The sequence below is a fragment of the Paenarthrobacter aurescens genome (assembly GCF_025421775.1).
GTDB classification, from domain to species: domain Bacteria; phylum Actinomycetota; class Actinomycetes; order Actinomycetales; family Micrococcaceae; genus Arthrobacter; species Arthrobacter aurescens_B.
In genome coordinates, this window is sequence record NZ_JAOEFX010000012.1 from 68,961 (window position 1) to 87,943 (window position 18,983).

General features: G+C 62.7%; 19 protein-coding genes. 12 read left to right on the forward strand and 7 right to left on the reverse strand.

Annotated features, from left to right (window positions below; translation table 11 throughout):
- Positions 1-141: 141 nt before the first annotated feature.
- Positions 142-2,823 (forward strand): exo-rhamnogalacturonan lyase family protein, encoded by a 2,682-nt coding sequence (locus N7568_RS21380; RefSeq protein ID WP_261611767.1) that lies wholly within the window; start codon positions 142-144, stop codon positions 2,821-2,823.
- Positions 2,824-2,842: 19 nt separating this feature from the next.
- On the opposite strand, the gene N7568_RS21385 is transcribed toward N7568_RS21380, so the two are convergent.
- Entirely contained in the window at positions 2,843-3,721 is an 879-nt protein-coding gene (locus N7568_RS21385) for a MurR/RpiR family transcriptional regulator (protein ID WP_261611768.1), read from the reverse strand.
- A gap of 107 nt (positions 3,722-3,828) precedes the next feature.
- On the opposite strand from N7568_RS21385, the gene N7568_RS21390 reads away from it, so the two are divergent.
- From N7568_RS21390 to N7568_RS21405, 4 genes are all read left to right on the forward strand, one after another.
- Entirely contained in the window at positions 3,829-5,217 is a 1,389-nt protein-coding gene (locus N7568_RS21390) for an MFS transporter (protein WP_261611769.1), read from the forward strand.
- A gap of 5 nt (positions 5,218-5,222) precedes the next feature.
- Positions 5,223-5,714, forward strand: coding sequence for a GAF domain-containing protein (locus N7568_RS21395; protein ID WP_261611770.1), 492 nt, complete (start codon positions 5,223-5,225; stop codon positions 5,712-5,714).
- Between the two features lies 1 nt (position 5,715).
- Positions 5,716-6,948, forward strand: a complete 1,233-nt coding sequence (locus N7568_RS21400; RefSeq protein WP_261611771.1) for a metal-dependent hydrolase family protein — start codon at positions 5,716-5,718, stop codon at positions 6,946-6,948.
- A 100-nt stretch (positions 6,949-7,048) separates the two neighbouring features.
- Positions 7,049-7,744: an SRPBCC family protein gene (locus tag N7568_RS21405; RefSeq protein WP_261611772.1), complete on the forward strand. Its 696-nt coding sequence runs from the start codon at positions 7,049-7,051 to the stop codon at positions 7,742-7,744.
- A gap of 69 nt (positions 7,745-7,813) precedes the next feature.
- Here the strand turns inward: N7568_RS21405 and N7568_RS21410 are convergent, their stop codons facing one another.
- A complete protein-coding gene (locus N7568_RS21410) occupies positions 7,814-9,847 on the reverse strand; it encodes a rhamnogalacturonan lyase (RefSeq protein ID WP_306423138.1) in 2,034 nt (677 codons plus the stop codon).
- 626 nt (positions 9,848-10,473) lie between these two features.
- On the opposite strand from N7568_RS21410, the gene N7568_RS21415 reads away from it, so the two are divergent.
- From N7568_RS21415 to N7568_RS21430, 4 genes are all read left to right on the forward strand, one after another.
- Positions 10,474-11,304, forward strand: coding sequence for an oxidoreductase (locus N7568_RS21415; protein ID WP_261611773.1), 831 nt, complete (start codon positions 10,474-10,476; stop codon positions 11,302-11,304).
- Positions 11,305-11,484: 180 nt separating this feature from the next.
- On the forward strand, positions 11,485-11,655 hold the full coding sequence (locus tag N7568_RS21420; RefSeq protein ID WP_018778796.1) for a hypothetical protein: 171 nt from the start codon (positions 11,485-11,487) through the stop codon (positions 11,653-11,655).
- A 257-nt stretch (positions 11,656-11,912) separates the two neighbouring features.
- The gene (locus N7568_RS21425; protein ID WP_261611774.1) at positions 11,913-13,034 is read left to right on the forward strand and encodes a glycosyltransferase family 2 protein; all 1,122 of its coding nucleotides are present in this window, start codon (positions 11,913-11,915) and stop codon (positions 13,032-13,034) included.
- A 6-nt stretch (positions 13,035-13,040) separates the two neighbouring features.
- Complete coding sequence (locus N7568_RS21430; RefSeq protein ID WP_261611775.1) at positions 13,041-13,217, forward strand: hypothetical protein; 177 nt, start codon at positions 13,041-13,043, stop codon at positions 13,215-13,217.
- Positions 13,218-13,292: 75 nt separating this feature from the next.
- Here the strand turns inward: N7568_RS21430 and N7568_RS21435 are convergent, their stop codons facing one another.
- Positions 13,293-14,570, reverse strand: a complete 1,278-nt coding sequence (locus N7568_RS21435; RefSeq protein ID WP_261611776.1) for a hypothetical protein — start codon at positions 14,568-14,570, stop codon at positions 13,293-13,295.
- Positions 14,571-14,903: 333 nt separating this feature from the next.
- Here N7568_RS21435 and N7568_RS21440 point away from each other — a divergent pair, with 333 nt between their 5' ends.
- Positions 14,904-15,383 (forward strand): NUDIX domain-containing protein, encoded by a 480-nt coding sequence (locus N7568_RS21440; RefSeq protein WP_261611854.1) that lies wholly within the window; start codon positions 14,904-14,906, stop codon positions 15,381-15,383.
- Here the strand turns inward: N7568_RS21440 and N7568_RS21445 are convergent.
- On the reverse strand, positions 15,378-16,157 hold the full coding sequence (locus N7568_RS21445; protein ID WP_261611777.1) for an SDR family NAD(P)-dependent oxidoreductase: 780 nt from the start codon (positions 16,155-16,157) through the stop codon (positions 15,378-15,380). The genes N7568_RS21440 and N7568_RS21445 overlap by 6 nt on opposite strands.
- 79 nt (positions 16,158-16,236) lie before the next feature.
- Between N7568_RS21445 and N7568_RS21450 the strand changes: the two genes are divergently transcribed.
- Positions 16,237-16,839 (forward strand): TetR/AcrR family transcriptional regulator, encoded by a 603-nt coding sequence (locus N7568_RS21450; RefSeq protein ID WP_261611778.1) that lies wholly within the window; start codon positions 16,237-16,239, stop codon positions 16,837-16,839.
- Here the strand turns inward: N7568_RS21450 and N7568_RS21455 are convergent.
- The 3 genes from N7568_RS21455 to N7568_RS21465 are packed head-to-tail and all read right to left on the reverse strand — an operon-like array spanning position 16,836 to position 18,295.
- A complete protein-coding gene (locus N7568_RS21455; protein ID WP_261611779.1) occupies positions 16,836-17,615 on the reverse strand; it encodes an alpha/beta fold hydrolase in 780 nt (259 codons plus the stop codon). The genes N7568_RS21450 and N7568_RS21455 overlap by 4 nt on opposite strands.
- A gap of 54 nt (positions 17,616-17,669) precedes the next feature.
- The gene (locus tag N7568_RS21460; RefSeq protein WP_261611780.1) at positions 17,670-17,861 is read right to left on the reverse strand and encodes a helix-turn-helix transcriptional regulator; all 192 of its coding nucleotides are present in this window, start codon (positions 17,859-17,861) and stop codon (positions 17,670-17,672) included.
- Positions 17,858-18,295 (reverse strand): hypothetical protein, encoded by a 438-nt coding sequence (locus N7568_RS21465; RefSeq protein ID WP_261611781.1) that lies wholly within the window; start codon positions 18,293-18,295, stop codon positions 17,858-17,860. The genes N7568_RS21460 and N7568_RS21465 overlap by 4 nt, the downstream gene beginning before the upstream one ends.
- A 74-nt stretch (positions 18,296-18,369) precedes the next feature.
- Here N7568_RS21465 and N7568_RS21470 point away from each other — a divergent pair, with 74 nt between their 5' ends.
- Positions 18,370-18,942 (forward strand): MOSC domain-containing protein, encoded by a 573-nt coding sequence (locus N7568_RS21470; protein WP_261611782.1) that lies wholly within the window; start codon positions 18,370-18,372, stop codon positions 18,940-18,942.
- The last annotated feature ends 41 nt before the right edge of the window (positions 18,943-18,983 follow it).

Here is an 18,983-nt window from a genome sequence, read left to right on the forward strand (position 1 = left end):
CGCCCGGGCTGGATGAGTGTCAATGGACCAGGGCTTGACCACCCCTTGCGGCCCACGTAGCTCACAGGTAAGTTATTGAAACGTCTCAAGAAAGCGTTTTCCCAATTTATTGGTTTTCCCAACTCTTAGGTGGAATCGATCATGACTCAGCACGCCCCGATCACGTGGATCGATGGCGAACCGCCCGCCGGACTCAGCGGAGGCACCACTTGGGGGATGCCCTTCCAACGCGGCACGGTTCCGGACGCAGCCACGCTCAGGGTCCTCGACTCCCACGGCAACAGCGTCAACGCCCAGACCTGGCCGCTGGCCACCTGGCCGGACGGTTCCCTTAAGTGGGCAGGCCTCGCCCTCGGTGCCACGGATCAGCCCGCCCGCGCCTACAGCGTCACCGCCGGAGCGCACGAAACCGGAACGCACGACGCCGGCCCGGCAGCCGGCGTCGACAGTTCACCAGAGGTGACGGTCACCGAGACGGAACAGTCCGTGACTGTCTCCACCGGATGCCTGGACATGGTCCTGCAGCGTTCAGGCGCGAGCTTGTTCAGCAAACTGACCCGCGACGGTTCAGTAGTGGCGAAGGACGCCCGGCTGGTAAGCCTCCTCCAAAAAGACCTGACGGAGGGTGCCGGCACCTCAGAGCGTGAAGGATTCACCGGCCACACCACCAGCGCCACCGTGGAACAGCGCGGCCCTGTTCGCGCGGTGGTCCGGGTCGAAGGGCAGCACCACGCGAACGACGGCGAGCGCGAATGGCTTCCCTTCACCGTCCGCTTCTACTTCTACGCAGGCGCCCGCAGCGTGAGGATGATGCACTCATTCATCTGGGATGGAGACGCGGACCAGGATTTCCTTGCCGGGCTCGGCGTCCGGTTCACGGTCCCCTTGGCCAGTGAGTTGCATGATCGGCATATCCGGATCGCAGGCGCGGACGGCGGTTTCCTGGCGGAGGCCGTTCGCGGGCTGACCGGATTGCGGCGGGACCCTGGCGAAGCTGTCCGCGCGGCGCAGATCGCGGGCCGGCCCACCCCTCAGCTCAGCGAGTGGAGCCCACTGGTCTCCGAGCGCCTCCACCTCATCCCGAGCTGGAACGACTACACCCTGACCCAACTCACCGCAGATGGCTTTGAACTACGTAAACGCACCGCCCCGGGCCACGGTTGGATAGGCATTTCGGGTGGTACCCGATCGGCCGGCTTCTGCTCCGTGAGCGACATCGGAGGCGGCTTTGGCGTTGGCATTCGTGACTTCTGGCAGTCCCACCCAGGCCAACTGGACGTCCGCGGGGCGGCCTCCGCGGAAGCAACGGTCACCGCCTGGCTCTACTCCCCCGAAGCCCAACCGATGGACCTCCGCTTCTATCACGACGGCTTGGGCCAGGACACGTTCGAGGACCAACTCGAGGGCCTGGAAATCACGTATGAGGACTATGAGCCGAGCTTCGGGAACCCCACCGGCATCGCCCGGACGCATGAACTCACGTTGTTCGCCTATGACTCCACCCCCAGTACCGACACCCTCGCCGCCGATGCCCAGGCCGCATCCACTCCGGCGCTCCTGCAGCCCTCGCCCGAGTACCTGCACGCGGCAGGAGTCTTCGGCGACTGGGCTCCGGTAGACCGCAGCACCCCCGCCCGGGCAGGGCTGGAAGACAAGCTGGACTTCCTGTTCAACTTCTATCAAGGCCAGACGGAGCAGCGCCGCTGGTACGGGTTCTGGAACTATGGCGACGTCATGCACACCTACGACACCGACCGGCACGTGTGGCGCTACGACGTGGGCGGATATGCCTGGGACAACTCCGAACTCTCACCGGACCTCTGGCTCTGGTATATGTACCTGCGCACCGGCCGCGCAGACGTTTTCCGCTACGCCGAGGCCATGACCCGCCACACCGGGGAGGTGGACGTGTATCACCTCGGCCCATGGCGTGGTCTGGGTTCCCGGCACAACGTACAGCACTGGGGATGCAGCGCCAAGCAGCTGCGCATCAGCACCCCGGCCTATCGTCGCTTCTACTACTACCTGACCGCCGATGAACGAACCGGCGACCTCCTCACCGAGCTCGTGGACAGCGACCAGAACTTCCTCGGTTTGGACCCCGTCCGCAAAGTCAGGCCCGACGCCGACACCTACCGCCCGGACCGTGGCGCCTTGGGCGTGGGGCTGGGTACCGATTGGGGTTCCCTTGCGGCCACCTGGCTCACGGACTGGGAACGCACGGGCAACCCACGCTCCCGCGATCGCCTGCTGGGAACAATGGCAGACATCGGCGCCCTGAAGTACGGATTCCTCACCGGCGAGGCGCTGTACGACCTGGATGCGGGAAGGTTCGACGCCGGCAGGGAAGTCATCAGCGTCTCGCACCTGAGTGCCGTGTTCGGTTTGGTGGAAATCTGCAGCGAACTGATCAGCCTGGTGCCGGACAAGAACTTCGAGGAAGCCTGGATGCAGTACTGCCGCCTGTTCCTGGCCACGCCGGAGGAGCAGATCGCGGAGGTCGGGGAGCCTTTGGCCGGCATCTACCTCACTCAGGCGCACAGCAGGCTCACGGCCTATGCGGCAGCGAAGCTGGGGTCATCGGAGCTGGCCGGGTTGGCGTGGGAGAGCTTTGCCGAGGGCGGGGAGAACCTCAACCATGCCGAGGCCTTCACCCTGAAGAAGATTCTGCCGCCGTATGTGCTTCAGCCGGTCGATGAAGCCCCCACCGTCTCTACCAACGACACCGCCCAATTCGGCTTGGCCGTCATCCAAAACCTGGCCCTGGTCGGTCACCAGCTGCCGGCGGCGGCCAATGCACCGCAGGAGGTCCCGGCGTCGTAAGTCCTGTCTGGAAGCCGGCCTAGGAACTGCTTCGCGGGTGCATGATCCGCATCTGGTCCCAAGTCCGCTCCGAGGCGGCGATGTTTTGGGTGGAGCGTTCGCGGTCCAGGGAGGCAAGCTCGACGGCGATCGCCTGGACCGCGGACACCGCACCTGTCAGGGATGGGAAGAATCCGGCCCCCTCCGTGGGCACCACAATCCTGTGGTCTGCATGCACCGCCACGGGCGACCCCGCACTGTCAGTAATGGAAACGATGGGCGTGCCCAGATCATGCGCAATGTCCACTGCCCGCATGGTGCTGTCGTAGACCCGCCAGAGACTGATGGCAATGACCAGATCCTCTGCACCCAGCCGTGCAATGGCATTGGTGAGGGCCGCGACGTCGGCGTCAAGGAGCCGGACGTTGTAGCCGGCGATGATCGCGTTGTGCTCCAGGGCCTTGCCGGGGATGGCGTAACTTCCTGCCGCGACGATGAAAGTTTGCCGTGCGCCGGCGATCGCCTTCGCAATATCATGGAGAGTGTGGGCGTCTAAAGTGCGCTCGAAATGCGCCAAATTCGCCCGGTCAGTGGACACCGCTGCCTGTGCAGGACTACTGATGTGGCCGTTGTGTTCGGCCGCAACCTCCACTGCGCTCAGCGACGCCAGGAACCGTGAACGCAGCTCGAATTGGAAGTCTGCCCACCCTTTGAATCCCAGTGTTTGCGCGGTTCTGGTGACGGTGGAGGCATTCGAGGCAGCCACTGCGGCGATGTCACTGACGGAGCCGTAGGACGCAAGCCGGGGCTGGGACCTGAGGATGCCAATTACCTGCATTTGGCGCGCCGCGAGTTTCCGCCCCTGGACACGGCTGTCCAGCCACTCGGTCAACGTTGACGAGTCGAAATCTTCTTCCACCTATTGACCTACCTCACACTTTGGCCGTAACTTCGATACATCGCTTCTGCACAGACCTGTGCATATTCCTCAAAATGTACAACTTGGCCCACTTTGGCAGGAATCCCATGTCTCTCACAGCACGCCTGGATCGTCTGGCTCTCAGTCGACCACACTACAAGCTTCTCCTCATCGGAGGCCTCGGCTACTCCTTCGACGGCATGGACGGTGCCGTGGTGGCCTTCCTCCTTCCACGCATCCAGGAACTATGGGGCCTCAGCACCGCCAGCCTCGGACTGGTGGGCTCGGCCGCCCCGTTCGGCTTCTTCTTCGGCGCGATCCTGGCCGGCTGGATGGGCGATCGCTTCGGCCGCAAGAAGGTCATGCTCTGGGCGCTGGCCTTCTACTGCGTCATGTCAGTGGTTGCAGCCATGGCCCCCAACTTCGAAATCTTCTTGATTGCACGGATCTTTGCAGGATTGGGCGCTGGCGCTGAAAGTGTGATCATCGCGCCGTTCCTGTCCGAGTTCATTCCCCCGAAGCGCCGCGGCTGGTTCATTGGAACCTTGGCCGGATTCTTCTCCTTTGGCTTCGTTGCCGCAGCACTGATCGGTCGCTTCGTTGTTCCGCTGGGCGAGGACGGCTGGCGCTGGGCGCAGGTCATCACCGCGGTTCCCATCCTTCTCCTGCTCTGGTGGCGTCGCAGCCTGCCTGAGTCCCCGCGCTTCCTCATCAGCCGGGGCCGCATCGCAGAGGCAACCGAAGTGGTGGACCGGTTTGAGCAGAGTGTAGTGAAAGCCACGGGCAAACCACTCCCGGCCCTGCCACCCGCAGAGGAAGAGATCACCAAGCACGAACAAAAGATCAGCATCTGGAACGCCCTGAAGTTCATGTGGTCCAAGGCCATGCGTCGCCGGACCGCCGTGATCTGGCTGATCTGGTTCGTGATCACGTTCTCCTACTACGGCTTCTTCTCCTGGATTCCCACCCTGCTGGTAGGACGCGGCATCACCATCACCAAGAGCTTCGAATTCTCCATCCTCATTTACTTGGCACAGATCCCCGGCTACTTTTCCGCCGCCTGGTTGTGTGACCGGATTGACCGCAAGAACACCATTGCCCTCTACTTGGCGGGATCGGCCATCAGCGCTTTCTGGCTGAGCCAGTCCAACGATTCCGGCATGATCCTGCTGGCCGCCGCAACGTTGTCCTTCTTCCTCAACGGCACCTACGCCGGCGTCTACGCCTACACTCCGGAACTCTTCCCCACATGGATGCGTGCCACGGGAGTTGGCCTGGCCAGCGCAGTGGGTCGCATCGGCAGCATCCTTGCACCGTCCATCATCGGCATCTTCGCCGCTTCCCTCGGCTTCGGTGGCGTGTTCACCATGACTACCGTGGTGCTGACCATCGGCGTCCTGGGCGTAGTGATCTTCGGTGCCTCCACAGCGGGCAAGTCGTTGGAGAACATCAACGCCCGCGCCGAACATGATCCGGCCGCGGCAGGAAGCAAGTAACAGTGATGAATACAGACGCAGTTTTCCAGCAGACCTTCGAGGCCATGCAGCAGGAACCAGGAGTCATTCTGTTCACTGCGCTGCAGTGGATCCCGCAGCGTTCCAGTCTCAAACGGCTCTTCACCAGCCATCCGGCCGAGTACCCGGTGGGCGGCGAGAAGACAGTGGAAATCTCCCCCGGCTGGCTGGGGACGGTCATTGAGGATAAGAAGCCTTTCCTCGCGGGCGACCTGAAAGCGCTCCGGGAAGTCTTCACCGATTCAGAACTCATCCAGCAACTCGGCTGCGGCGCCGTCATCAACGTGCCGGTCCTCGACCATGGGCACAACGTTGTGGGCGTCCTGGCTCTCCTTGATGCGGAAGGTAACTACACCCGGCAAAGCGTGGAAACCGCCGTCGACGTCATCAACGCACACCTGGCCGAACTTGTTCAGGCCTTCGAAGCCCATCCCACGGAAGTCGAATTCCCCGAAGCACCCGCGAAGGACACTGTTTAACGTGAGCACCATCCCAGAAACCACACCGCTCGTCATCCGCAACGCAAGCATCCTGGACGTTGAGGCGGGCACCTACTCAACTGCCGACGTCGTGAGCGTTGATGGAAAGATCAGCAGCGTCGAGCCGCATGCCGAAGCTCCTTCCGGCGCGCGGGTCATCGACGGCACCGGCAAGTTCGTCATTCCGGGCCTGATTGATGCCCACGTCCATGTGGTCGCGTCCAGCGCCGACTTCCGGTCACTGACCTATACACCGGCGTCGTACGTTTACGCGCAGACCGCCCGCATCATGGGAGAAATGCTGCGCCGCGGTTTCACCACCGTGCGCGATCTGTCCGGAGCGGATTTTGGGCTGGCCATGGCACAGGAGGAAGGGTTGCTGGAGGGACCAAAGATCCACTTCTGCGGCCATGCGCTGAGCCAGACCGGAGGCCACGGCGACATGCGCCTGCCGGGCGAGGACCATGACCCCAACGGCCGTGGGTGCTGCGGGATCGGACGCGTGGCGGACGGCGTTGACGCGGTCCGGGCAGCCGCCCGCGACGAGATCCGCAAGGGCGCCCACCACATCAAGATCATGGCGTCGGGCGGCGTCTCCTCCCCCACCGACCGCATCGACTCCACGCAGTACTCCATGGAGGAAATGCGGGCCGCGGTGGAAGAAGCCGAGGCGGCAAACCGCTACGTTGCCGCCCACGCCTACACCGCCCGGGCGATCAACCGTGCGCTGGAGGCAGGCGTCCGCTCGATTGAACACGGCAACCTCCTGGACGACCAGAGCCTGAAGCTGTTCCTCGAAAAGGATGCGTTCCTTGTACCCACACTGGTCACGTATTGGGCGCTGAAGGAAGAAGGCAAGGAGTTCGGGCTCACGGAGGAAATGTGGGCCAAGGTGGATTCCGTACTCACCAGCGGCCTCGAAGCGATCGCACGCGCCCACGAAGCCGGCGTAAAGATGGCATTCGGCTCAGACCTCCTGGGCGGAATGCACCGCCACCAGAACGAACAGTTCAGGCTTCTGGGCAAGGTCCAGCCGGCGATTGACGCCATTCGCTCCGCCACCACGACGGCGGCCCTGCTGCTTGAGCGCGAAGGTGAACTGGGCGTGATCGCACCTGGCGCGGACGCGGACATGCTGGTCCTCGGCGCGGACCCGGTGGCAGATATTTCCGTGCTGGCAGACATAACCGAACATCTGGAGTACCTGGTCCAAAATGGCCGGGTGATCTCCTAGCTTCTGCCGCATATGGCTGCCGAGGCCTGTTCTTCCCCTCCGAAAAGCTCGATACTGTAAGCATGCTGATCAATATCGAATCAAGCAGGAGGAGGACATCATGACCACGAAAGTGAACAAGACAATCATGGTCAACGTTCCCATCAGTACGGCCTACAGGCAGTGGACACAGTTCGAAGAGTTCCCGCACTTCATGGGCGGGGTGGAACGCGTGACGCGGCTCAGCGACGACCGCCTGGAGTGGGTTGCCGAAATCGCCGGCGTCCATCGTCGCTGGGAGGCCAAGATCGTTCAGCAGGACCTGGACCGCGCCGTGGCGTGGGCCGCCGTGGAAGGTGCAAAGAACGCCGGCTGGGTCGAATTCAAGGAAGCCGGACCCAGCCAGACATCCCTGCACCTATCACTCGAATACGAACCCCACGGCGTCCTTGAATTCCTCGGGGACAAGTTGCACGTTGTTGAAAGGCAGGCTGAGTCAGACTTGAAGAAGTTCAAGGAGTACATCGAGAAGCAGGCACCCGAAACCACGGCGCCCGCCGAAACCGCGTCGCCCACCGGGACCATGGCGCCCGCCGCTGCCACGGGTGCGGCTGCCACGCCTTCTGCCGCGCAGGAGACGCCGATCGTCGATCCTGCCACGCACGTATTCGACCAAACGAATGGGCTCGTGGACCTCGAAGGCGATTCCGACGAAACCGCTGACAGTGACACCCGCAGCGCAGCGGAACGGAAGGAAGACGAAGGCCGCGGCCCGGGCTTCATCCCTCCGATGGGCGGCCTGCCGGGACAGCGGTAAGCCACATTCATCAAATGCCGCCCGGGTTCAGCGCGAACCCGGGCGGCATTTTTCGTGGAACAGGGACCGTTACTTCTTGGTGCCGGCGTACACGACGGCGGGAATCGCCGGAGCCTGCATTCCCTCACCGATGAAGAAGCTCGGGTGCGGCGGCTGGTTATAGGCCACATTCTCGCGGGCTACAGCTGTCCGATACACGGTGTCGTGCATCAAGGTCCGGAGCCGTACCTCGGTGGGAGCCGTGGTGGTGTAGATCTTCAGTTCGGTGCTGTCGATGGACGGCCAGGCGATTTCTTCGCGCCAGTCACCAAGAATATCTGCCTGGATGGACGGGTTGCCCTTGGTGGTGTTGTTGCTGCGGGCTCCTTCAGCGGTCAGGAGCCGGTCGCTGGATTCGGTTTCCCAGTTCCACTTGGAGATGGTGGGAACGCCGCGGGACACCGTGGCGTCGTAGTCGTGGTCCACGATTTCGCGGAGCAGGTCGCCGTCCCACCAGGCCAGGAAGTTGGCGGCGGGGATCTTCTCCGCAATCAACTCACCGTTGGCGGACATGAGCTGGCCAACGGGTGAATCCCAGGCAGCAGAGCCGCCGATGGCCCACCCTTCAGCTCCGGCATAGCGGGGATCGATGTCGCCTGCTGCGCCTCGGCCGGTGTCTTTGATGGCCGGGATGCTCCACAGGACCTCGCCAGTGGCGGCATCACGGAACGTTGCGCCGCGATTACCGCTCTGGCTCATGCTTTCGTGGACGGCGAACGTTTCCAGTCCGGGCCGTGACGGGTCCAGGTCACCAGTGTGGATGGCATCGCCGTGTCCCAGCTTGGTGTTGTACAGCGGCTGGCCGTTGTCATCAATGGTCATGGAACCGAAGACGAACTCGTCCTTGCCGTCCTGGTCCACGTCGGCAACGGAGAGGTTGTGGTTGCCCTGGCCCTTGTATTCATCGCCTGCGAGGTTGGAATCGAAGGTCCAGCGCTTCACGAGCTTGCCGTTGACCAGGTCATAGGTGACCAGGACTGTGCGGGTGTAGTAGCCGCGGCTGAACATCATGGAGGGGTGTTCGCCGTCGAGGTAGGCCACGCCTGCCAGGAAGCGATCCACGCGGTTGCCGTAGTTATCGCCCCAGCTGGCGACTGTTCCACGTTCCGGCGCGTAGGTCACGGTGTCCAGGATGGTTCCGGTTTCGCCCTTGAAGACTGTGAGGAATTCGGGGCCGGACAGGACGTACCCAGCGGTGTTGCGGAAGTCGGCATCGGCGTTTCCGATCACCGTGCCTGCCGCATCCCGGGTGCCATCGGCGGTCTTCAGCGAGACCTCGGCCTTGCCGTCGCCGTCGAAGTCGTAGGCCAAAACCTGCGTGTAGTGAGCGCCCGCGCGGATATTGCGGCCCAGGTCGATTCGCCACAGCTTGGTCCCGTCCAACTTGTAGGCGTCCACGTAGACGTTGCCTGTGTACCCGGACTGGGAGTTGTCCTTGGCGTTGGAGGGCGACCACGTCTGGATGACCTCGTACTTGCCGTCACCGTCGAGGTCCGCCACTGTGGCGTCGTTGGCCGAGTAGGTGTAGGGCTTACCGTCCGGCGTGATGCCATCGGCCGGCTTGTCGAGTTTGATGGCTAGATAGTTCTGGGCCAGCGGCTTCACGGCTTCGGTCAGCTTGTCCTGGCCCTGCCCGTTGCCCACTGTTTTGATGACGTAGCTCGACTCCGCTGTACCGTCCGGGTCCACGAACATGGTGGCATTGCGGATGGGCTCGGGGGTGATGTTCACGCCGTCACGCAGGACTTGGAAGCCGACACTGTCCTTGTCCAGGCCCAGCATGCGCCAGCTCAGGGTGACGCCCTGATCAGTCAGGACCGCCACAGGGGCGCGGTCCAGGTTTTCCACCTGGCGCTTCAGCGATGCTGGATCCTTCGCGGCAGGCACGACGCCGGGAAGACCGGCCTGCGCTGCCTGCGGGAGTTGGGTGGGAGCTGCTTGCGCGAGCGGGACACCTGTCAGTGCGATGGCGGCGGCGGCGAGGGAGGCAGAAGCCGCGAGCGGGACTGCTTTCCACGCAGAGTGACGGGAACTGCGGTAGGAACATTTCGAGGGGTGAGCCAAAGAACATCTCCTTTGATGCTGGGCGGCAGAGGGTCTGCACGCACTTTTTGGAACGTTTCACAGAGGCCGAGAAGCCACCTCGCCTTGAATAGTGAGGGTGGGATGCGGGCGGAAGAAAACGCTTTCCGCCACAAGGTTTACCAGCGACCCAACTCCGTGGTCAAGGGTTTGACACGAAATGACTGTGAGTCTTCGGTGTTAAATGTGCGTATTTGTACAGGCAATGTAGCTGGAAAGTCCAACCGCGCAGAGGACGCTCCCTACCGCAAACCTGCCCCCTGCGACGGCCCGTTTCGCCGGATTTTGCTCGATTTAGCCGCGTTGAGCGGGGTGACGTGTCGGCTTTGGCCAAGGGATTGCGCTCCGTAGTGTCGTGCCATGCCGGCACTGCGCCGACGGCTCCGCCCGTCGAAGCCACTCAGGCATCCACCGCTGCGGTGGCCTCCGAAGGCTGACGGTGACGCGCCGGCGTTACTCCGGGGTGTAGCTGGCGGTTTACACGCTGGACTTGCCGTAGGGCGCGGACCACTAAAGAGGAGGCACTGGGAGTACCCGGAAGATCCGGCCCTGCCACAGACGCAAGGAGTAGCGTTCCAATGGAGGGGATCACCCATGAAAGGAACATCATGACTACCTGGCTCATCACAGGCTGCTCCACCGGCCTCGGCCGCGCACTGGCGCAGGCTGTCCTCGCCCGGGGCGATAACGCGATCGTCACCGCCCGCGACACCTCCACACTCCAGGACCTCGCCGCTGAATTCCCGACGACGGCCCTCGCCCTTGCGCTGGACGTCACCGAACAGTCGCAGATTGACGCCGCAGTTAAGGAGGCCGAGGAACGTTTTGGTGTCGTCGATGTCCTCGTCAACAACGCCGGCTACGGCTACCGCGCCGCAATCGAAGAGGGCGACGACGGCGACGTCCGGACGTTGTTCGACACCAACGTTTTCGGCCCGGTGGCCATGATCAAGGCCGTCCTTCCGGGAATGCGGTCCCGGCGTTCCGGCGCAATCGTGAACATCTCCTCCATCGGAGCCCGTATCTCGCCCCCAGGCTCCGGCTATTACTCGGCTTCCAAGGCTGCGCTGGAGGGGTTATCCGGCTCGCTGCAAAAGGAACTGAAGCCCCTCGGTATTTCCGTGACCGTGGTGGAACCTGGTGGATTCAGGACCGACTTCGCCGGGCGTTCACTCACCCAGTCAGCCGAGGCAATCGCCGACTACGCCGACACTGCAGGGAAGCGCCGCAAGGAACATGACACTGTCCACGGCACCCAGCAGGGCGATCCGGACAAGGCAGCGGCCGCGATCATCACGGTGGTCGAAGACGCCCAAACTCCGGCTTTCCTGCTTCTCGGTGAAGATGCTGCGAGAGCCTTCGACGCCGTGGAAGAGGCCCAGCGGGCCGAGGTGGACCGTTGGCGGGAACTCAGCGTCAGCACGGGTTACACGGAGTAACGGAGAACGTGTAATCGGTCACACTTGGCCGGATCCGCTTGTCAACCGTGGTGGGCAGCATGAACCATGAATAAGGGAATTCGTTCCCGTACAAGCTGAATCAGCAATCCTCACCGACGAGGATGCGGCCCTGGGCGAAGAGGCTTGGGGCTGTTAACGGCCTGAGTGAAAGTACTGACAATGACGACACATACTGACTCCATCACGCTGAAGATCTGGGACAAGTCGGCCATCGACCACACCATCGATGCCGCCATCCAGTCCCTCTCCCACCGCGCCGCTGCAGAAAACTGCGGTATCGCAGTGACCCTCAGCGGACCGAAAACCTTCACCGTCAGCCTGAGCCGCTAAGCAGCTCAACCAAACGCAAGAGGACGACCGCCGGTACCCACTTTTTGGGTTCCAGCGGTCGTCCTCTTGCGTTAAGGCGCGCCCCCTGGACGCGCACAAAAAACGCATCAGTGGTCCCCGAACCCGATTCGTGACGCCTCAAGGCAAGTCCTGAGCAAACCTTGAGTTTTCCTTGACGCTTTGCCTGCGCGTTTCTTGCGTTGGCGTTGGAACTCTAAGTGAGACAACGCTTCAGCGCTTCGAACGGAGGGATCACAATGCTCACGGAACTCACAACCACACCGGACACGGCCACCGCGCCACGCGGATCCCACCGCGCCGCCGGCGGAGTTGTCACTGTCCTGGTTCCGGCACACAACGAGTCCGCCGGCATCACGGAGACCCTTACCTCGCTGAACAACCAGACCCGCCGCCCGGACCGCATCATTGTGGTTGCGGACAACTGCACCGACGATACCGAGACTCTCGCGCTTGCCCAGGGCGTCGAGGTCATGCGGACCGTCGGTAACAAGGACAAGAAGGCCGGGGCCTTGAACTTCGCCCTCAGCCAGATACTTCCCGACGCCGACCCCGAGGACCTGGTCCTGGTTCAGGATGCCGACTCGCAGCTGGCCTTGGACTTTATCGACAATGCATCGAAGAACCTGTTGGCCGACGAACTGCTCGGCGCTGTGGGCGGAGTCTTCAGCGGCGGCCCCGGCGGCGGTTTCGTCGGCCACCTGCAGCGCAACGAATACGCCCGCTACGCCAGGGACGTCAAGCGCCTCCACGGCAAGTGCCTGGTAGTTACCGGGACGGCAGCCCTGTTCCGCGTCAAGACGCTCCGCGACGTGGTCGCAGCCCGGCTGGAGGGCACCCTTCCTCCCGGCAACGGCAAGGGTGGCGTGTACGACACTTCAGTCCTGACCGAAGACAACGAGCTCTCCTTTGCCCTGTTGACCTTGGGCTACCGCATCGCCTCTCCGTCCAACTGCACGCTGGTTACCGAGGTAATGCCCACATGGCGTGAACTGTGGGCCCAGCGGCTCCGCTGGAAGCGCGGCGCGGTGGAAAACTGCGTGCAGTACGGGTGGACGAAGATCACCAGGCCTTACTGGGGCCGTCAGTTCCTGTCCATGATCGGCGTCATTGTGACCCTGGCCTACTTCGGCTCCATCATCTTCGCCCTGACCACCGGAATGGGCCTGAACCTTCACCCGTTCTGGATCGCAGTCACCGGCATCTTCCTCCTGGAGCGCATCGTCACAGTGCGGTTCCGGGGCTGGAGGTACATGCTGCTGGCCGCCACCATGTACGAAACCGTCATCGATATCTTCCTCCAGGCTGTCCATGCAAAGGCCTACCTGGATGCAGCACTCAACCGCAAGAAAGTTTGGTAACCCCTCATGTACAACAACCCAGTAGCTCCCATGGCCGGTCTCACCGCAGGTGGAATGGGTTCGGGCACACTCGCAGCAACCGGCGCCGGAGACCTCTTCTGGTTCGCGCTGGCTGCCTTCGCAATGCTGGCGCTCGGCCTCGCGATCAAGAGGATCGTCCCGGTCCGGGCACAGCAGAACTAACAAGCCCAACCAACCCGCAGTTGTGTCGCTAATTCCCCCCAGCGCGACACACCTGCGGGTTGGTTGTTTTAAGCTCTACGTGACCGGAGCCGTGCTTGCCGAGGTCCTGGCCACCGTGGTGTAACCAGCCTTGGTCCCCGTGACCCGAACGCTCATGGTGTCCGCCTGATCAGCGCTCACCAGCACGTAGTTCTTAGCCGTCGCCCCGGTGATTGCCACCCCGGACCGGTACCACTGGTAGCTCAGGGTGGTACCCGAGGTCCAGGTGCCCGTGTTGGCTGTGAGCGTGGATCCCACAGTCAAGGTTCCGGTGATGGTCGGAACGGGTGCCACCAGGGTGCCCGCTACCACTGTGGACGTTTGGGCCGATTCCTTAGTGGTTGTTGCGTAGCCGGACTTGGTTCCCGTGATCCGCACTGTCAGTTTTGTGCCTTGGTCAGCAGCCGCGAGAACGCGGGTGGACGCGGTGGCTCCGGAGATGGCCGTTCCGTTCCGGTACCACTGATAGGTCAGTGCAGTCCCTGTGGTCCAGGTTCCCGGGTTTGCTGTCAGCGTTGAACCGACGGCTGCCGTACCGGACACCGTTGGAGTGGGAGCCACCAGCGGGATGCCCGGGACGAAGGAGAAATCGCGGATGGTGACGGTTTCTGGAGCAACATGTGCCGCATCTCCCCCGCCGCCACCGGTCACCCAGAGGTTGAAGTGGATCTGTTCCTTGGCCGGAAGCGGAACGGTGGAGCCCGTGAGCACAGTCTTCTTCAGGAGGGTTCCGGCGTAGCCCTCCCCCGCAAACGTCTCGAACGTCAGCTTGCCCGGCTCCCAAACCATCCTGTGGGTGAGAATCGGGGCGTTAGTGACATCAAACGTGACGGTGTTGTTGCCCTGGCCCGGAGGTTTGGTGGCATCGAACCAGTACCCGTGGCCCTGGGTTACCGGCCAATTTTCACCGTAGGCAGCCCCGCCACCCCATGCCGACGCTTCGCAGAGATCGATCTCCGTATACCCGGGCTCGGCCGCGGGGTCATAGGTGAAGAGGCATCCCCAGACCACTTCCTTCTGAAGCGCGCTGACATCCTTTTCAACCGTGGTGCTGTAGGTTCCGTAGCCGAAACCCTCACGGGTGGACTGGAACTCGGCGCCCTTCGGAGCGGAGCCGGTGGGATTGCTGATGGAGAGCTTGACGTAACCGTTGGCATCCGGGTTGCTGACGTTGTTGGCGTCCCACGTCGCGTTGTACATGGGTGCCCCACCCCAAAAACGCTTCTGCCAGTTGAAACCCTTCCAGGCAAAACTACCCACGGGCCCGGGATCCTCCGCCATAGGCGTGGTGTCCGCGGCTTTTGACGGGCTCATGCCCGTCAACATCGATAAACCTACCGCCATAATGACGGCCAACCCCATTGCTTTTCTTCCCCCGTGTGGAAGGAGCCTCACTGACAATGCCATAGCTGTGTCCTCCTGCTGATGCGCCCAGAATCGCCTCCGGCAATTGCCGAAGGCCGCAGTCACGTTCCACCCCCGAGGAACGTGCAACTCCTCGATTATCGATTAGTCAGTGACCTGCTGGAAGCGAAATGAATGAGCAAGATCAGTAATTCAACATCAATTGGATAACGGCAGGGCTTTGCGGAGTACCCTTGATCTGTCCTCCCGACTCACCGGCAGCACCATCACCAGGGGCATCCCATCACCATTCGCAGCGCAGGCATACTCCTCTACCGGCAGACTTCAGCCGAGCAATTGGAGCTGTGGATCGCCCACATGGGCGGCCCCTTCTGGGCCCGGAAGGATCAGCACGCCTGGTCCATTCCCAAGGGCGAATTCCCCGAGGACGAGGAGCCGCTGGCGGCAGCGAAACGGGAATTCACTGAGGAGATCGGCTCCCCTCCCCCAACGGCAGACTACGAACTGTTGGGAGTTTTTAAGCAGCCTTCCGGCAAGCTCATCACCGCGTTTGCCGCGGAAGCCCCCGACTTTCAGCCGGGGAAAATTGTCAGCAACACCTTCCCTATGGAGTGGCCCAAAGGTTCAGGTGTCATCAAGGATTTCCCGGAAATCGACGACGCCCGCTGGTTTGAGGAAACCGTAGCCCGGACCAAACTCGTCAAAGGACAACTGCCCATAGTGGACGCGCTGGTCCGGCACCTGGGTGAGCAGCTCCTATAGAGCCGACCAGCCGCCGTCGGACGCCAAGATGGCACCGTTGACGTTGGTGCCGTCGTCACTGAGCAGGAAAGTAATGGACGCGGCCAACTGCGCCGCCGTGGCGGGCGTAGGGACGGTTGCCTGCATGAGGGGGCCAAGTCGTTCAGCAGCGAGCTGCGATCCCCAATTGGCCACAATGTTGGTGATGGTTGGACCGGGAGCCACCGCGTTGAACCGCAGCCCCTTGGGTCCGTACATCACAGCGGAGTTCTTGGTGAGGCCAACCACGGCGTGCTTGGACGCTGTATAGGCGGCACCGGCAGCAGAACCACGCAGGCCTGCCTCAGACGCAACGTTCACCACAGAACCGGTTCCGGCTTCCAGCATGAGCGGCACCACCGCGCGGGTCAGGCGCATCAGGGATGTGACATTGATGCGGAATACACGTTCCCAGAGCTCGTCATCCACCTCATGGATGGGGGCGAAGTTGTCCATGATGCCTGCGACGTTGGCCAGGGCGTCCACTCGTCCGGCTGCGGCAGCCAGGACAGCGGCTACGGTTTCCTCAGTGGAGATATCACCCGCCACGGGCACCAGATCGAGGCCACTGTTCTGCTCCACCAAGGCGTCCAGACGTTCCTTGCTGATATCGGCCGCGATGACCCTGCCACCTTCCTTGGCGATGCGTAGGGCAGTAGCTTGGCCGATGCCCGAAGCCGCGCCCGTCACGATGATGGTCTTGTCGGCAAAGCGGCCAGGGGTGGTGGTCTCCTGCCATGAAGCGTCGTTGCCCATGATGTCCTTCCGATGATTGCTGGTTGTTCACCCACCTTATGACACTCTGTGTCATTATGTAAGGGTGAATACTGGAGGCATGCTTTCGGAAGATGCCAAACCCGCGCGGACCAGCGGGCGCCCCGCCACTATCGACCCCGAGGCCGTGGCCGGACTGGCCCTCCAGCTGTTCGCTGAAAACGGCTACGAGAACACGTCCATGGAGGACATCGCGCGCGAAGCCGGCATCGGCCGCAAGAGCCTTTACCGCTATTTCGCCAGCAAGGCGGACCTCGTCTGGGGCGGCTCGGAGCCCGTGGTGGAGGCGTCAGCCCTCGCCTTTGGCTCATTCCACAGGGAGGGAAAGCCCGACGGCGGTGTGCTGGCCGGGCTTCGCGAAGCAGCTATCGCCGGCGCCGCAGCCATTCCGGATCTCTCGGTCACCCGGGGACGGCTTCGCCTGATCGCCGAACACCCCGAGCTGACGAGCCACAGCTATGAGTCCCTGTCGTTCCAACGGGAAAGAGCCCTGGTCTTCCTTACCGACAGCGGCCTCCCCATCTCCTCGGCCCGCTTCTTGAGCGCGGCCTATCTTGCTGCCACGTTCGAAGCGTGGATGCAGTGGGCCGCCAGCCCGGATCCGGATCCAGTGCCCTATTTGGTGGCAGCGCTCGAGGTACTGCAGGTTCCTCGGGGGAGCTAGCTGGTTTTCCTGGCGATGAATTGGCGGATCCAGTCAACGGTCTCGGGGTGGTCCAGGTGCAACCCATGCCCGGCGCCGGGCACCCTCACCAGTACCGAGCGAGGGATGTGCTCCCGGAGGAGCAGGGCATTGGGCAACGGAGTGAGACGGTCATCGGTGCCGTGGAGTATCAGCGTCGGGGCCTGAACATCGCTGAGCCGACTCCAAGCATCATGCTCGCGGCTGGCCTTGAAGTGGCGGGCCTTCGCCCACGCCGAAGCAGGGGAATTGAAGAAGGCATGAGTCGGCCCGGGGTTGCTCAGGATCCATTCGGCGTCGAAGAACAGCGGCTCAAGCCGGGCCACATCCCCACTAACGAGGGCCTCCAAGGCTGCTCCGTCCGGCTGGGTTGCAGCGTCCGGCCACTTTCCTCCGCTTGTTGCGGCGAGGATCAAAGACCGGACTTTATGCGGGCAATCGATAGCCAACCATTGGCCGATTCGCCCGCCCATCGAATGGCCGTACACGTGTGCTAAATCCGCGTCGGCGGCTTTGAGGACCGCTGCAGCATCTTCGGCGAGGAGCCGTGTGGAGTAGCGCCCGGCGTCACCCTTCCCACTCCGCCCTATCCCCCGGTGATCAAAGCGGATGACGCGGTAATAGTGCGACAGTAGTTCCGCCGTCGGGCCCCAACCATCCATGGCCGTAGCTTGTCCGGCGATGAGCAGCATCGGCTCGCCGTCCCCGGCCTCAGTCCAAGCGAGTTCAGCGCCGTCCGGGGCCTCAGCAAAGTTCACCGTGCCACTGTATCTTCGCCGTGCCCAGGGCGCTGCGGTGTGGGACACAGGGTGTCACTCCGCAGTGAAGATCTCTTCTATTGTGCAGTCGAACGTGCGTGCAATGAGGAACGCCAGGGGCAGCGAAGGATCAAACTTCTCCCGTTCGATGGAGATGACCGTCTGCCGCGAAACCCCCAGTGCGCCAGCCAAATCCGCTTGGGTCCAGCTACGGCCTGCCCGACGCTCGGCAATGTTGTTCTTCACTTCAGCGCACGGTGGCGAATGGCCAGGTAGCGCAGGCCGGCATCCAGCGCACTAAGCCCTACGAGCCCCAGCAGGACCGGGAGTGCTTCGATCTGAAACCGGCCGATGGCCAGCACCACGGCAACAACGATGGTGGCCACCAGTACATCGAGGAACGCTCCGGCTCCGGCTTGGCGCATCCACTGCACCTCGACACTCTGCTCTCCGTGGGCGTCTCGGATGACGGTGTTGTTCGAGACGAAGACCCGGGCGCCGAGCGACAAGGCAGGGTAGGCGGCGCAAAGAGCACCAATCCCTGCGGCGAGCCAGAAATCGTCGGGATTAGAGGCTCCAACCAGGACGGAAACCGCGATGGTCAGGATGGCGCCGAGAATGATCGCCAGGACGTAGTGGTGCACCGGCACCCGCCTGGATGTAAAGGAAGCTTTACTCATAAGCGAAGTAAAGCACGCTTTACATGTCGGGGCAATGGCCTGCGCTCCCTCCCAGCTGGGGCTAGCGTTGAGGGATGACCACCGAGTACAGGTACGACGTCGAGGTTCTGCACCTTTTAGTGTCGCCGGCCCACGCCTACTTTGGCCGCGCCCGGGAAGGAGCCGCGGATGTCCCTACAACGGATGCGGACCAGGCGGATGTGGTTGCGGGCAAAGGAATTGTTGGCGACAGGTTCTTTGGCAAGGCCGCGCATATGGATGCGGCTGTGACGTTGTTCGCTGTGGAGGCCCTGGAGTCCATCGCGGCCGAACTCGGGACTGGGCCATTTGATCCTCTTCTGACCCGGCGGAACGTGGTGCTTCGGGGAGCTGAGCTTGCCCCGCTGCTGGGCCATGAATTCACCCTTGAGTCCGGTGGCGACGTGGTGCATCTCAAGGGCGGTCGGCCAGCTCATCCCTGCGCCTGGATGGACGAAATGCTGGCTCCAGGTGCCCACAAGGCCATGCGTGGGCGAGGCGGCGTCCGATGCCAGGCCGTTTCCGGCGGCGTGCTGCATCGCGGACCGGCCGTGTTGATCAGCCCCGTGCCGCTCGACCGGACTAAAGCTGGCGACGCGAACGTGCTACGGCCATCACGGTTGCCGTAGGCATGATGCCTTACAGATCAGGTTCGGGACGTTGACGCTCC